The following is a 14,503-nucleotide window of genomic DNA, read 5'->3' as shown; positions in this document are numbered from 1 at the left end:
ATGCGGTCCAGCCGAAGATTGTCCGAACGCTGGTTGACGCTCGGGCTTTGGCTCATCGCCCTCCTCTTCGGCTGGTTCCTGATCGGCCTTGGCGCCCTCATCGTCGGTGACCTGCCCCAGGTCGAGCACCGCTATACCCTCGAACAGTTCCTCGACGGACCGGCCGATGGCGCGGCGGCCGAGTCCCTCAAGCGGATCCGGCGGGAGCAGGACGACATCCGGCGCCGGACGGAGCAGGAGCAGCTCGCCCTCAATGCCGCGCGTTCGGCCTCGGAGGCTGCGCGCGAGACCTTCGCCAATTGGCTGAAGACCCGCGACGCCACGCAGCGCGTCGACCAGGATCCGGACCTCATCGCGCGCACGCAGGCGCTCGATGCGCTGAAGGGGGCGGAACGGACCATCGAGGAGCGGCTGGAAGGGCTGGCGAAGGCGCGGCTCGCCCTTTCCGAGCAGGAAGAACCGCTGACGCAAGCGGAGAGCGACCTGCGCGCGGCGGCTCAGGTCAAGCTCGACGCCGTCGAGCGGGAGCAGGAGCTGCGCGTCTTCGGATATCGCCTCGCCTTGACCCTGCCGCTCCTGGGGCTGGCCGGGTGGCTGTTGCTGAAGCGGCGGCGGGGCCGCAACTGGCCCTTCGTCTGGGGCTTCGCCTTTGCGGCGACCTTCGCGTTCTTCGTCGAGCTCGTTCCGTATCTGCCGAGCTATGGCGGCTACGTGCAATACGGCGTCGGTGTCCTCGTGACCCTCGTCGCCGGCCGTGCGGCGATCGGTGCCCTGCAATCCTATAACGAGCGGCAGAAGCTGGCGGAAACGCGACCGACCGAGGAGCGCCGGGGCGAAATCGCCACGGATCAGGCGTTGGAGCGGCTCGCCAAGAAGTCCTGCCCGGGCTGCGAACGACCGATCGCCCTCGACGACCCGAACCTGAACTTCTGCCCTCATTGCGGCCTCGGCGCCTTCGAACGCTGCCCGACCTGCGACCACCGCAAGAGCACCTTCGAGCGCTTCTGCCGGGCCTGCGGAACGCCGTCCGCTCATGAGGTGCGCCCTGTCGCCACCTGACGGTGACACCCCAAGGGGCGTTAGATAAGCGGCGGACCGTCGGACCGCGGCCGACGGCCGGGCCGGATGGGGGACGTGGCGCGTGCGGGCGGGGAACGGCCCGGTTCCGCTTGGGAACACTGAACGATTGCAACCCGCTAACTGCCGCGCTTAAAGAGTTTTTAATGCTGATCTGTCTGTCTGATGTCTCCCCGACGGTCAGGAACGCGGTCCCGGCGTGACGCCGAGAACGATCAGCGTGAGATGAGATGAAGAAGCTCAGCCTGAGCCTGATGTCGCTGAAATCGCTCTATGCCGTGGTGGCCGGAGCATCGGCGCTCGTGGGCATCCTCGTCGTTTCGGGCAGTCTCGCGGTCTCCAACCTGAGCCGTGATGAGGCGCGCAAGCCGCTGGAGGCCGCCCAAGCCTCCCAGCGCTTCGCCGCCGCCCTCGATCGCGGGGTCTACGACGTCGTCCAGGATCTCAAGACGCTCGCCGTCACCCTGAAGCAGACGTCCCAGCGCCTCGATGCGGATGAGCTTCAGCCGGTGCTGAGCGCATGGCTCAGGTTGCGTCCCGATTATGCCGAGCTCAACCTGGTGGGCCCGAATGGCCGCGTGAAGGTCGCCGGCAACGATCTCGGTTTCGGCCGGGACGTATCCGGCCGGTCCTGGTTCCTGCGTGCCAGGGCCTCCCAGGCCATCGTCGCCGTGCCGTCTCCGGGGGCGAACGGACGGACGGTGTTCGACATCGCGCTCCCGGTTCCGGGCCCTGCGGCCAGCGGAGAGGGCATTCTCGTCGCCCGCCTAAACGAGGCGTGGATCGGCGAGATTCAGGACAGGGTGCTGGCCGCCTCTGCCACGGCGAGCGGCCCCGTGACGAACGGCGTCATGGGCCTGTCCATTCTCGCTCCCGATGCGCGGCCGAGTTCGGGCCTCATGGCCCAACAGGCTTCTGGTGCCCGGGAGGTCGTGGAACAGGCGACGCCGAGCGCAGGATTTCGTGATCTCGCCCCGTCGGGCTGGCTCGCTGTCGCACGCGTGACGAATGCCGGAGCGCCGCGGAGCATCGAGGCCTCCCTTCCCGATAACGGGAGCGTGGTGCTATGGCTGGCCGTCTGTCTTCTGACGGCCTGCGGCGGCTGGATCGTCGGCGATCGCATCGTGCGGCGGCTCAAGCTGATCGGCGAGAGCGAGCAAGGCGTCTCGTCGCCCTCGCGCATCGCGGAATTGTCGGAACACGAAGAGCGCCTCGTGGCACGGGAGCGCAGCGGTGTCCGCGCACTCCAGGAGACGCGCTCGGCCCTCTCGCGCATCCGGGAGCGCTTCCGCACCTTCGAATCCATGTCGGGCTGGACCTATTGGGAGATCGACACCGAGACCGGCAGCGTCACCTGGAGCGACCCCGCCACGCACGCGAACCATGCGGTTCCGGACCGCGCCGTCGCCCTCACCGATCTCAAGAGCGGAATCGCCCCGGACGATCGCGATCTGATGGATTTCACGATGCGGTCGGCGCTGGACCAGCCCGGCCCGCATGACGTCGTCCTGCGCACCACCGGAAGTCTGGCGGAAAATGGCCAGCGGCGCCTCTTCGTCCGTTTCATCCGTGCCGAGGACGAGACGCAGTCGGCCAAGCCCACGATCCTGCATGCGCTGAGCCGCGAATTCGTCGGCGAGACCGTCAAAGACCCGAATTTCGTCGGTGGCGCGGAGGCGGAGGGCAGCGCGTCTCCGGTCGAGCGGCGTCGCCGGGAGACCGATGGTCCCGTGGAATCCCGGACCGGTACCGTCCTGCGCAAGGTGGTGGATGGGGTGATCCACGACTTCAACAACGTGCTCACCGTGGTCATCGCCAATCTGGCGACCCTTCAACGGCGTCATGATCTTCCCTCGAACCAGGCACGCCTGATCGATGCCGCCCTGGCGGGCGCCCAACGCGGATCGAGCCTGACCCGGCGCCTCGTCAACTTCGTGCGCCGCGACGATTCCGGCCTGCAGGAAACCGACGTGGCCGTGACGCTGACCGCCTTCGTCCCGTTCCTGGGCGCCAACGTGCTGCACCAGACCTCGGTGGAGACCCGGATCCGTCCGGGCCTCGCCAAGGTCCTGTGCAGCGAGAAGGTTCTGGAGGCCGTCCTTCTCAACCTCGCCTTCCATGTCCGCGACATCGGCTCGGAAGGGTTCGCCATCGGTGCCGACGAGAAGGTGCTCTCCGACGACGAGGGGATCGCACTCGCCTCCGGCCGTTACGTGCGGATCATCCTGGCCAGCGGCACGCCTGGTCGCCATGCCACGACCATACCCTCCAGCGACAGCGAGGCGACCAAGGCGGTGGCGGCTCTCCTCACCCAGGTCGGAGGTGGTTTCAGGCTTCTGGCGGATGGCAGCAGTGCCACCGGCTTCCTCGCGGAAGTCTGGCTCCGCGCCGGGGATGCGCCCTCCGAAACCGAGGCGCAGGAAGCCGGCGCGCAGATGCCCGCCCTCCGGGTGCTCCTCGTCGACAGCGACAGCCTCGTGCGCCAGAGCTTCGCCGATGCGCTCACCGATCTCGGTCACGACGTCGTCCAGGCGGGCTCGGCCGAGCATGCCCTGGCCCTCGTCGACGAAGCGGCGACCTTCGATGTCATGATCGCCGATTGGGCCATGCCCGTAGTGAGCGGTCTCCAATTGGCCGTGACCATGACCAACCGCCATCCCCAGATCCGCGTCATTCTCGCGAGCCCGGGGGGGCAGTTGCCAGCGAGCGCCCGCGCGTTCCTGCATATCGAGAAGCCATTCCGCTATCCGGCCCTGGCGGCGGTCATGCGCGAGGCCGCCCGCAAGAACGCGGCGGTCGCGGCCTGAGAAGGCGCGGGACGCCTCGTCCCGCGAGCTCGGACCGACAATCGCGGCTTCGTGGCTGGACTGGCGTGGGACGCACGTCCCGCCGGCCGACGATCCTGGATCGCGATCGATGATCGCGGCATCCGCCTCGGCTGTCGCCGCGCCCCCGTCGCCGGATGAGCCGGCCTGTCACGGACGTATTGGCTTGAGCGTTCTCGTCCCGTTGCGACACAAGATCGCGCGTCTCCGAGTAAGTTTCCAGCAAGCTTACGAAGAATGGTGGCTTCCCGCCCGCCGTTAGCTCTCAGTTAACGTTGACGGAACATAAAAGAAAACGCGTCGATGATAACGGTACCCGTTGAGGGATGCATCCGGGCGCGCCGGGACAACAGGGTCGTGCCCCCATGAAGTGCTTTGCAACTCTCGCTACTGTCCTCGTCCCCGCTTTGCTCGTCGGGATGTCGGCTCAGGCGGCGGATTGGTACACGGGCGCCGAGCCCGTGGCGCGGGACGACGCCTGGACCACGGCCGTGGATGCCTCGGCGGCTGTCACCTCGAACAGTTCGGCCTTCGGTTCGGTGACGGGGACCTTTGCTACGGAAGGCACTCTGCTTCAGAGCGGCCCGCGTATTCGCGTCGAGGCGGTCGCCGGAACCTACAGCTATCCCGGCCAGGGCGTCGCCCAGCGGGTCAACGGCTACCAGCAGGAAGGCGCGCTCAGCGCCGGCTACGAGTGGATCTGGCGCGACGCGGCCTTGGCCGGCTTCGTCGGCTTCAACGTGAGAAGCAACCAGCTCTCGATTCTCGACCCGGACAACCCCGTGATCGGAACCGGAGTCGGGGCCAAGCTCGCCGCGAATTTCTACGCTCGGCCCACCGAGAACACCATGGTCTCGGCCTATGGCTCCTACTCGACGCAGTTCAGCGCCTATTACACGCGCTTCCGCGCCGGCTACATGGTCGCCGACGGAATCTATATCGGGCCCGAGGCCATGGTCCTGGGCGACAATTTCTTCAGCCAGTACCGCATCGGCGCCCATGTCACCGGCTTCTCCATCGGCCCGATCAAGATGGCCGTTGGCGTCGGCTACGTGAAGGACCGGATCCAGGGCAGCGGCTACTATTCCAGTGTGGAGGCCCGGGCCGCGTTCTGAGGCCGTGCCTGCCGTGCTTCGTTTCGACGCGTCACACCATTCCGCGCCTTTTCGGCGTAGCAACCGCCCAATTGCATCCTAAACGACATATTAAGACCGAGATTTCTCGATTTTCAGCGTAGCAAGACAATCGCAACCGGTTGGCCGCAAAATGGCCGAGTCCGATGCCTGACGCTGCCGTGGATGTCGGATGCTGGAAGTTAAGCATTCTTCCTCACGACAGCTTCATGCACCCGCGCGATAATTGCTTGTGCCGACCGATTGCCCGCCCCCAGAGGGATACTCGTTTTGAGATCTGCATTGCGCTGGATCGTGTGGATGGTGTCCGCGGTCGCCGTTCTCGCTCTGCTGAGTCAGCCGATCAGCACGCAGGATCAGCTCGCGATGAGCCTGTGCGCCATGGTGGCGATGAGCATCCTATGGATTTTCTTCGACAATCCGCCGGCGCGGTTCGTCTTCCTGGCTCTCGGGAGCCTCGTGGTCCTTCGTTACATGTTCTGGCGCGTCACGAACACGTTGCCGTCCCCGTCCGATCCGGTGAGCTTCGGGTTCGGCCTCGTCCTGCTGCTGGGCGAACTCTACTGCGTCTTCATCCTCTTCATCAGCCTCATCATCAACGCCGATCCGCTGCGCCGCGCCACGCCGCCCCTGGGCCCGCCCGAGGACCTGCCCACCGTCGACATCTTCGTTCCGAGCTACAACGAGGATGCGGGGATTCTCTCCACGACCCTGTCCGCCGCCAAGCTCATCGACTACCCGGCCCACAAGCTCCATGTCTGGTTGCTCGATGACGGCGGCACCGACCAGAAATGCGCCGATCCCGACCCCGCGAAAGCGCAGGAGGCGATACAGCGGCGCAGCGAGCTTCAATCCCTGTGCAAGGCGCTCGGCGTCACCTATCTGACCCGGCCGCGCAACCAGCACGCCAAGGCCGGCAACCTCAATAACGGTCTCAAGCATTCGCAGGGCGAGATCATCGTCGTCCTCGATGCCGACCACGTGCCGTTCCGCTCCTTCCTGCGGGAGACGATCGGCCATTTCGCGGCCGACCCGCGCCTGTTTCTGGTTCAGACCCCGCACGCCTTCCTCAATCCGGACCCGATCGAGCGGAACCTGCGCACCTTCGACCGCATGCCCTCCGAGAACGAGATGTTCTACTCGGTGACGCAGCGCGGCCTCGACAAGTGGAACGGGTCGTTCTTCTGCGGGTCGGCCGCTCTCCTGCGCCGGCGCGCGCTGGACGAGGCCGGCGGTTTCTCCGGCGTCACGATCACCGAGGATTGCGAGACCGCCTTCGAGCTGCATTCGCGCGGCTGGAACAGCATCTACGTGGACACGCCGCTCATCGCCGGCCTGCAGCCCGACACGCTGGTGGCCTTCATCGGCCAGCGCTCGCGCTGGTGCCAGGGCATGTTCCAGATCCTGATGCTCAAGAACCCGCTGTTCAAGCGCGGGCTCCACCCGATCCAGAAGCTCGCCTACCTGTCGAGCATGACGTTCTGGTTCTTTCCGGTGCCGCGCATGATCTTCATGTTCGCGCCCATGCTGCACATCTTCTTCGACCTGAAGATCTTCGTCGCCAGCGTCGATGAGTCGATCGCCTATACGGCGACCTATATCGTCATCAACCTGATGATGCAGAACTACGTCTACGGTAAGTTTCGCTGGCCGTTCGTCTCGGAGCTCTACGAATACGTCCAGGGCCTGTATCTCTTCCGGGCCATCATTTCGGTGATCGTTTCGCCGCGCAAGCCGACCTTCAACGTCACCGCCAAGGGAGCCGCCCTCGATCAGGACCACCTCTCGCCCATGGCGTGGCCCTATTTCGCGGTCTACTTCATCCTGCTCATCGGCTGCGGCACGGCCCTCTACCGCTACCTGTTCGAGCCCGGCGTCACCAACCTGATGCTGGTCGTGGGCCTCTGGAACTTCTTCAACCTCCTCACCGCCGGCGTGGCCCTCGGCGTGGCGGCGGAGCGCAGGACCACCGAAGCGAGCCCCTCGCTGGCGATCAACCGGCATGGCCGCCTCGTCTTCGGGGGGCGCGCTCTCGATGTCGCCATCGAACGCGCCTCTGCTTTGGGCTGCACGATCCGTTTCGGCGCCGAGGCGCTGCCGCCGGGAGCTGGGAGTACGCACCGCACCGGCCAGCTCTCCGTCGTCCCCATCGACGGTGCTCCGGTGCAGGTGCCGCTGCCGGTGGAGATCGGCGAAATGACCCAATCGGGCGACGAGATGGTGCTCAACCTCCAATTCCAGCCCCTCGACCCCAAGGGATACGGGGCGCTGGCGGGCCTGATGTACGGCGATGCCGGTGCGCTCCTGCGCTTCCAGCAGAGCCGCCGCCGGCACAAGAACATCCTTTCCGGCACGCTGCAGCTCATCTGGTGGGGCCTGGTCGAGCCGTTCCGCGCGGCGAGCTACGCCTTCAAGAGCGGACATGCCTCCACGGCGGAGACCGTGGCCAAGGCAGGCCCGGTCCTGCCGAAACAAAGCGCGCAAGCCCCCCTCCTGGTGCAGCAGCCGGCCCCTTTCACCGCACCCGCCGACACGCAGCTCACACCGCCCGGCCCGTCCGACAATCCCCTCGTCGTCCGCCAGGGATCGAGCCGCATTCCCGGCAGCGAGGCCGCGACGGACTGGGTCCGGCTGATGCTCGAATTCGAGAACGACCGCCTTCTCGAAAGCTCGGGCAAGCAAGCGAGCCGTGGGTCGCACGACCCGCTCGTGCGGACGTGAGGGAGATCACCATGTCGACCTTTCGCGTCCTCGCCTGTCTTGGCGCCCTCGGCCTGATCCTGCAGACGCCGGCCGGCCAAGCCCAGAGCTTCCTCGGATCGGGGCCGACCGAGCGCTTCTCGGTGCCGCCCGTGGGCGATGCCATGCGCCGCCCGGACGCCCCGCCGCCCGCAACCCGCCCCGCCGCGCCCCCCGAGGAGGCCCAGCGCGAGCCTGTCGGCAGGATCGCCCCGGCGCGTCGCCTCGCGGCCACCACCGACGGGTTCCGGATGGAGGGGGAGGAGGCGACGCTGCGCTTCCCGGTCTATCTGACGGAAGCACAGACGCGGGGCCGCCCGCGCCTGCGCATTTCCTACCTCTCGGCCATCTCTGTCGCGCCTGAAGCCTCGGAACTGACCGTGAGCGTCAATGGCGCGGTGGTCGGACGCACCAACATCCAGGCGCCGGGCGCGGTGAAGGTGGTGGAATTCGAGATTCCGGAGGGAAGCCTCAAGCTCGGCTACAACGCCGTCTCCCTGCAGGCCAGCCAGCGCCACCGGGTCGATTGCTCGCTCAACGCCACCTACGAACTCTGGACGCAGATCGATCCGTCGCGCTCCGGGCTCGTGGTCGCGCCGGTCGCTGCCGCCAGCCTCGAACTCAAGGATCTTCCCGCCCTCGAGCCCGACCATAGCGGCGCCCTGCCGGTGCGGGTGGTCGCCAACGACAAGCCGAACCTGCCCCGGCTCGAGCGCATGATCCACGCGGTGGAGGCGGTGGGCCTGATCGGTCGCATCGCCCGGCCGGTGGTGGAGTTCGGCCCGCCCATGTCGGGCCGGTCGGGTCTCAACCTCATCGTCGGGACGGCGGCGGAATTGCGGGAGATGCCCGATCTCGAATCGATCGGCGCCACCGGCGGGCCGAGGCTGGTTGTCCTCCCGCCGCGCCCGGACCGGGTGCCGACCCTGGTCGTCACGGGCACCAGCTATGCCGAGATCGAGGAGGCCATCGCCGCCCTGGCGCGGGGAGGAGAGGTCTACGGCACTCCCGCCGGCCTGAAGGCGGCGTCCCTCGCACGCGGCACCATCCTGGACGGTGACGAGACGGTCTCGCTGCAGAGCCTCGGCGTCTCGACCCGCGAATTCTCGGGGCGGCTGCTGCGCACCGCCTTCGACGTCTACCTGCCGGCGGATTTCCTGCCTGCGGACTACGGTAAGGTCATGCTGAACCTGGCGGGCGCCTACGCGTCCGGCCTGACCTCGGACGCCCGCATCCTCGTGGATCTCAACGGCAGCAACGCTGCCAGCGTGCCGCTGGCCCAGACCCGCGGCGAAGTGTTCGAGAATAACACGATCCCGCTGCCCCTGGCGAAGTGGCGTCCGGGCCTCAACCGCGTCGCGATCATGGCCCAAGTTCCCGCCCCGGCGGACGAGACCTGCGGCCTCAACGCCACGGATTCGAAGCGGGAGCGCTTCCTCATCCTCGACCGCGCGAGCCTGTCGATTCCCACCCTGGCGCACGCGGCCAGGATTCCCGATCTCGCCGCGACGACGAGCGGGGCCCTGGCCTTCGTCAAGTCCGAACGCCGTCCGCGTCTGGTCCTGCCCACCCTCGACAAGGACACGGTGGCGGCCGCCGCGACCCTCGCCGCCAGACTGGCGGGCGCCGCCGGGCGGATGATCGATTTCGAGCTCGCCGGCGACATGCAGAGCGGCTCTCCCGGGCCGACCCTCGTCGTCGCCCCGGTGCGGTCCCTGTCTCCCTCGACGCTGTCGGGGCTGGGCCTCGACCCGGACCAGATCAGGACGATCTGGCAGGCGCGCGCGGAAACGGCGCGGGCGCCCGGCCAGTCCGGCTCGGTGCCGGCCCCGACCCTGGACCGGCTTCGCCGCAATCTGCCGCCGCGCTGCAGCCTGCCCGAACTGACCTTGCGCGCGCCGGCCCCCAGCCCGACCATTGCCTCCGCCGCGCCCGCCGAGGCGCGACGTTCGCCCCAGGCCAGGCTGTCGGACGGTGATCTCGTCACGAAATGGGACGAGACCCTTCGTGCGCGCCATCCCGTCCTCGAAGCTGCGGACGGCGTCGTCGAGCGGGGGAGGGCCTTGCTCAACTCCGTCGTGGGTGACCCCCGCGCCTTGTTCAGCGCGGCGCCATCGACGCCCGCCACGGTCGCCGTTCCCCCCGGCGCCAGCCTGATCATGGCCCAGGGCTTTCCGACGGCGGCGGCGGCGCAGAACGGCTTCGACGGGTCGGTGACCGTGATCACCGCCCCCAATGCCTTGCTGCTCAAGGCTTCGGCGGCCTGCCTCATCGATCCCGAGGTCTGGTCGCGGATCGATGGGCGCTTCGCCTTCCTCGATGCCTCGGACGGATCCCTCGAGACAGTGGCTCCCCGGAACGTGGAGCTCGTCGAGACGAAGACGCGCTCACTCTCCAACATTCGCCTCGTCACCGCCGGCTGGCTCTCGATGAACCCGGCGATCTATGTGGCGCTGACCCTTGGGCTCGCCTTGCTCCTCGGCCTGACGACGACGTCCCTTGTCCGCAATATCGGCCGGAAAAACGGATGACCCGCACCGTGCATCCCATTCTCGGCCTGGTTTTCGGCGCGGCACTGGCCGTCGCGAGCCCCTGGATCGTTCCCGCGAGGGCGCAGGACGGCGCCTCGCCGGTTCCACCCGCCACCGCGATCCCCGGCGCCCCCACCGCGAAAGGCGAAGCCATGCCGGGAGCCTCGAAGCCGGCGGTTCTCGCCGATTCCCTGAAGAATCCCGATGCCTGGCGCTCCTACCGGTCCCGCTTCATCACCGAGGCGGGCCGCGTGGTGGACACCGCCAACGGTATGATCAGCCACAGCGAAGGGCAGGGCTACGGCATGCTCCTCGCGGTCGCCGCCAATGACCGGACCACCTTCGAACGGCTATGGGGATGGACCCGCGCCAACCTGATGGTCCGCTCGGACGAGCTGCTGGCCTGGCGCTGGGAGCCCGGCAAACGACCGGCGGTGGCCGACCTCAACGACGCGTCCGACGGCGACATCCTCGTGGCCTGGGCCCTCACCGAAGCGGCCGAGGCCTGGGACGAGGCCTCGTACCGGGTGGCCGCGCGGCGCATCGCCGTGGAGGTCGCGCGCAAGACCATCCTGTTCAAGGACAAGAACGGGGCGCTGCTGCTGCCGGCGGTCTCCGGCTTCTCCGCAGCCGAACGCGCGGACGGTCCGCTGATCAACCTCTCCTACTGGGTGTTCCCGGCCTTCGCCCGGCTCCCCATCGTGGCCCCCGAATTCGACTGGGCGGCCCTGACCGCCAGCGGGCTCAACCTGATCCGCCGCTCCCGCTTCGGGACGGCGAAGCTGCCGACCGAATGGATCTCCCTGAAGGGCGAGGAGCCGCGTCCGGCGGATGGATTCCCGCCGCTCTTCTCCTACAACGCCATTCGCATTCCCCTCTACATGGTCTGGGCGGGTGTCGGGCGCCCGAGCGATTACGACCCCTTCGTCGCGCTCTGGTCCGGCCCCGACCGGGAGCGCCTGCCCATCGTCGACACCTCCGACGGCCGGACGGTCGAGTCCCTGAGCGAGAGCGGCTATACCGCCCTCTCGGGGCTGCTCCTGTGCGACCGGAAGGGCATGCCGCTGCCCGACGGGTTCGGACGGCCGCAGGGGAACGAGAACTACTATCCGACCACGCTGCACCTCCTGTCGATGGTGGCGCTGCAGATGAGGAACCTGTCATGTCCGGCACGGTGATCCGCGGATGGGGGAGGCCGGCGACCGCTCGCGCCACGGGAGCGGCGCGGGGTTTCGCCTTGCTCTGCGGCGTCTCCCTCGCCGGGTTCTGCCTCGTCGCTCCGTTGGCGGCGCAGACCGAGAGCCCGGACGACGCGGCGCGTGCGCCCGCGATCATTGCGGTGCCCGGCAGTTCCGCCGCCGCCGGCATGGTCGATGAGAGCGCCCTGCGCTACTACGCGTCGCAGAAGCAGACGGCGCGGATGAAGGCCGAGGCGGCGCGGCTGAAGCAGCTCTATCCCGGCTGGGTCGAACCCACCGACCTCGACACCCTGCAGCCGAGCCCGCCTGAGGAGGCGCCGCTCTGGGACCTGTTCACTGCCGGGCGTTTCGACGACCTCGATGCGGCGATCGCGGCCCGCCGCGCCGCCGACCCGAACTGGCGCCCCTCCGACGAATTGTCGCGCAAGCTCCTGCGGGCCAGTTTCCGCAGCCGCCTGAAAGCCCTGACCACCGCGCGCAAGACGGCGGATATCGTTACCCTCTACCGGGCCGACCCGAGCGCCCTCGATCCGAGCGACGTGGAAAGCTACTGGACCACGGCGGAAGCCCTGGCCTCCGAAGGGGGAGCGGCCGGATCGGACGAGGCCCTGGCCCTCTACAAGACCGTGCTCGACACGAGCAACGACACCAGCGTGCGGTTGGCTACGATCCAGAAGGCGATGTCGACGCTGCCGATGGCCCTGGCGGAGAAGCTCATCGCCATCGGGCGCACGGATGCCGAGGGAGGCTCCGAGTTCAAGGCGATCGCCAACGACATCACCCGCGCCCGCATCGTCGCGGATCTCCACGGCGCTCCGGCCCAGGAGCCGAGCGCGGCGGACATGGCCGCGTTCCAGGCCTATGCCCGCGCCTCCGGCGATGCGAGCCAGACCGGATTGCTCGGCTGGTACACCTACAACCACCGCCAGTTCCGCGCGGCCCTCGACTGGTTCAAGCTCGCCATCAGCCGTGGCGGCGATGCCATGATCGCCCATGGCCTCGCCCATACCCTGCGCGAGCTCGGGATGCTGCGGGAGGCCGAGGAGGTCGCCTATGCCTGGCGCGACAAGTATGTCGGCAACAGCATCCTGTTCATCGACCTCATGGGCCGCAGGCTGACGCAGGCCAATCCCAGCTTCATCGATCTGGAGCGGATCAACCGCTATGCGAAGGTGACCCTGGCCACGGCGTCGGGGGAGGGGGCCGAGGCCCTCGGATGGTACGCCTACAATTCGTGCCAGTTCGAGGCCGCGCTGGAATGGTTCCAGCACGCGGTCGCTTGGCTTCCGAGCGAGTCCGCGGTGACCGGCTATGCCCTGTCGCTGCAGCGCCTGAAGCGCAAGCAGGATTACCTCACCATCGTGAACCGCTACGACGGCCTGTTCCCCAAAGTAGTGGATCTCCTGTTCCGCGAGGGGCCGGCCGGACCACCCCTGGCCTGCGCCGCGACAGCGGACGCAGCCCCGTCCCAGGGGGGGCGCCCGGCACCGGCCGCCTCCGCCGCTCCCGCCCCGGCCCGGAACACGGCAGCCTATGGCCGTGTGCCCAAACCCGATGCGTCGGGGGACGGCCAAGCCAAGCCCCTGCCGGTCCAGCGCAGCGAATTCCCCCTCGCGGTGTCGGCGGAGAACCCTCTGCGCTACGCTCCGCCCTCCCTGGCGCGGGTGGTCGCGGATCGGCAGGATGGCGCCTTCCTGGCCGAGCCGCCCGCCTCGAAGACCATGCCGCTCGTCGCGCGCCGGGTATCGGGAGCGGGGCCGATGCCCTACGAGAGCTATGGCTTCAACCTGTTGCCGGGCTATGACGGCTCCGAGCGGCCCTCCACCCTGTCGGAGCCGGGCGAGGGCACCCTATGGCGGGCGCAGCAGGCCTCGCGGAACCGTGGCCCGCAGGAGCGTGCTGCGTCGGAGGCCGACCGCTTCACCTTGCCCAATTCGCAGGCCGTCAATCGCGGCTACGATCAGCCCGATACCGCGCCGAGCTCGATGCAACGTCCATGATCCGCTCCCATCGGTTGGTCTCCTCCCTGCGATCCGGCGTTTTCGCTGCCCTGGTCCTCCTGCCGTGGGCCTTCACGACACGGGCCGCTCTCGCGCAATCCGTGGTCGAGATCCCCGGCGCGGGCCGCGTCTCGGATGTGGCGCAGACCGCCTTTCGCGATGGCTTCGCCCAGCGCGTGACCTTTGCCGGTGGCCCGCGCAACTACGCCGAGATCAGCGTTCGCAACGGCACCGATGCGGGGGGGCGCTTCGGCTCCGCCCTGACCATGGCTAAGCCGACCCGCCTCGGCATCGCCGCGGAACTCCTGGCGCGCTTTCCCGGGGAGGGCATGCGCGTCTCCACCGTTCCCAAGCGGAACGCCTATGGCCCCGTGGGCCTCGCGGTGGGCAGCAACTGCCTCTACGCCTGGCAATGGATCGATCTCGCTCCGCGATCCGGCGGGCGATCGGCCCCTGACAGTCTCTTCGGCGGAAGCACCGAGCGCGCGGCGTCCCTCCGGGTGAGCCTGTGCCGGACGGCTACCGCGACCCTCGCGGATCTCGTCTCCGGCGTCGAACGCATGAACCTCTCCCTCGGTGCCGGGCGCGAGGGCGGACGACCGCACGTATCCACCCGCGCGGCGCCCAAGCCCCGGCGCGAGGCACCGTCCGCCCGCGCTTCGAAGGAGCCCGCGAAGGCGGCCGCGCAGCCGCCCGGTGCCATGGAACGGCCGAGCGCACGAAACCAGAAAGTCGATGACGGCCGGCGCGCCCCGGTTCCGGTCGTGGAGCGCACTTCCCCCACGATCCCGTTACCGCCCGCCGCGGGCACCGCCGTTCCGCTGCCGGCCGGTCCCGCCACGGGCGCCCCGCGCTACATCACCGATCCGGCCCCCGCCTTCGCGCCAACGGCTCCCGTTGCCGCGCCGAAACCCGCTGCCCCCACGAGCGTGGAGACGGAGGACCGCCTGTCCCCCGATCTGCCGATCCGGGCCTATCGCCCGCCGCCGTAGCGCCGAC

General features: G+C 68.4%; 8 protein-coding genes. All 8 read left to right on the top strand.

Going from position 1 to position 14,503, the window contains the following annotated elements; genetic code table 11:
* A complete protein-coding gene (locus RQI43_RS16925) occupies window positions 1–1,059 on the top strand; it encodes a zinc ribbon domain-containing protein (RefSeq protein WP_311275907.1) in 1,059 nt (352 codons plus the stop codon).
* A gap of 248 nt (window positions 1,060–1,307) precedes the next feature.
* Window positions 1,308–3,884: a response regulator gene (locus RQI43_RS16920; RefSeq protein WP_311275906.1), complete on the top strand. Its 2,577-nt coding sequence runs from the start codon at window positions 1,308–1,310 to the stop codon at window positions 3,882–3,884.
* Between the two features lie 383 nt (window positions 3,885–4,267).
* Window positions 4,268–5,017 (top strand): cellulose biosynthesis protein BcsS, encoded by a 750-nt coding sequence (bcsS, locus tag RQI43_RS16915; RefSeq protein WP_056428626.1) that lies wholly within the window; start codon window positions 4,268–4,270, stop codon window positions 5,015–5,017.
* Window positions 5,018–5,335: 318 nt separating this feature from the next.
* Complete coding sequence (gene bcsA / locus RQI43_RS16910) at window positions 5,336–7,756, top strand: UDP-forming cellulose synthase catalytic subunit (RefSeq protein ID WP_405030645.1); 2,421 nt, start codon at window positions 5,336–5,338, stop codon at window positions 7,754–7,756.
* 11 nt (window positions 7,757–7,767) lie between these two features.
* Window positions 7,768–10,305 carry a cellulose biosynthesis cyclic di-GMP-binding regulatory protein BcsB gene (locus RQI43_RS16905; RefSeq protein WP_311275905.1) on the top strand — a complete coding sequence of 846 codons (2,538 nt, stop codon included), beginning with the start codon at window positions 7,768–7,770 and terminating at the stop codon, window positions 10,303–10,305.
* Window positions 10,302–11,483 carry a glycosyl hydrolase family 8 gene (locus RQI43_RS16900; protein ID WP_311275904.1) on the top strand — a complete coding sequence of 394 codons (1,182 nt, stop codon included), beginning with the start codon at window positions 10,302–10,304 and terminating at the stop codon, window positions 11,481–11,483. The genes RQI43_RS16905 and RQI43_RS16900 overlap by 4 nt, the downstream gene beginning before the upstream one ends.
* Window positions 11,468–13,504 carry a hypothetical protein gene (locus RQI43_RS16895; protein WP_311275903.1) on the top strand — a complete coding sequence of 679 codons (2,037 nt, stop codon included), beginning with the start codon at window positions 11,468–11,470 and terminating at the stop codon, window positions 13,502–13,504. The genes RQI43_RS16900 and RQI43_RS16895 overlap by 16 nt, the downstream gene beginning before the upstream one ends.
* Window positions 13,501–14,496: a cellulose biosynthesis protein BcsN gene (gene bcsN, locus RQI43_RS16890; protein WP_311275902.1), complete on the top strand. Its 996-nt coding sequence runs from the start codon at window positions 13,501–13,503 to the stop codon at window positions 14,494–14,496. The genes RQI43_RS16895 and bcsN overlap by 4 nt, the downstream gene beginning before the upstream one ends.
* The last annotated feature ends 7 nt before the right edge of the window (window positions 14,497–14,503 follow it).

This window comes from Methylobacterium sp. WCS2018Hpa-22, from assembly GCF_031843785.1.
Classification (GTDB): domain Bacteria; phylum Pseudomonadota; class Alphaproteobacteria; order Rhizobiales; family Beijerinckiaceae; genus Methylobacterium.
The sequence above is the reverse complement of the archived record's forward strand: the minus strand, read 5'-3'. Positions and strand labels throughout refer to the sequence as shown.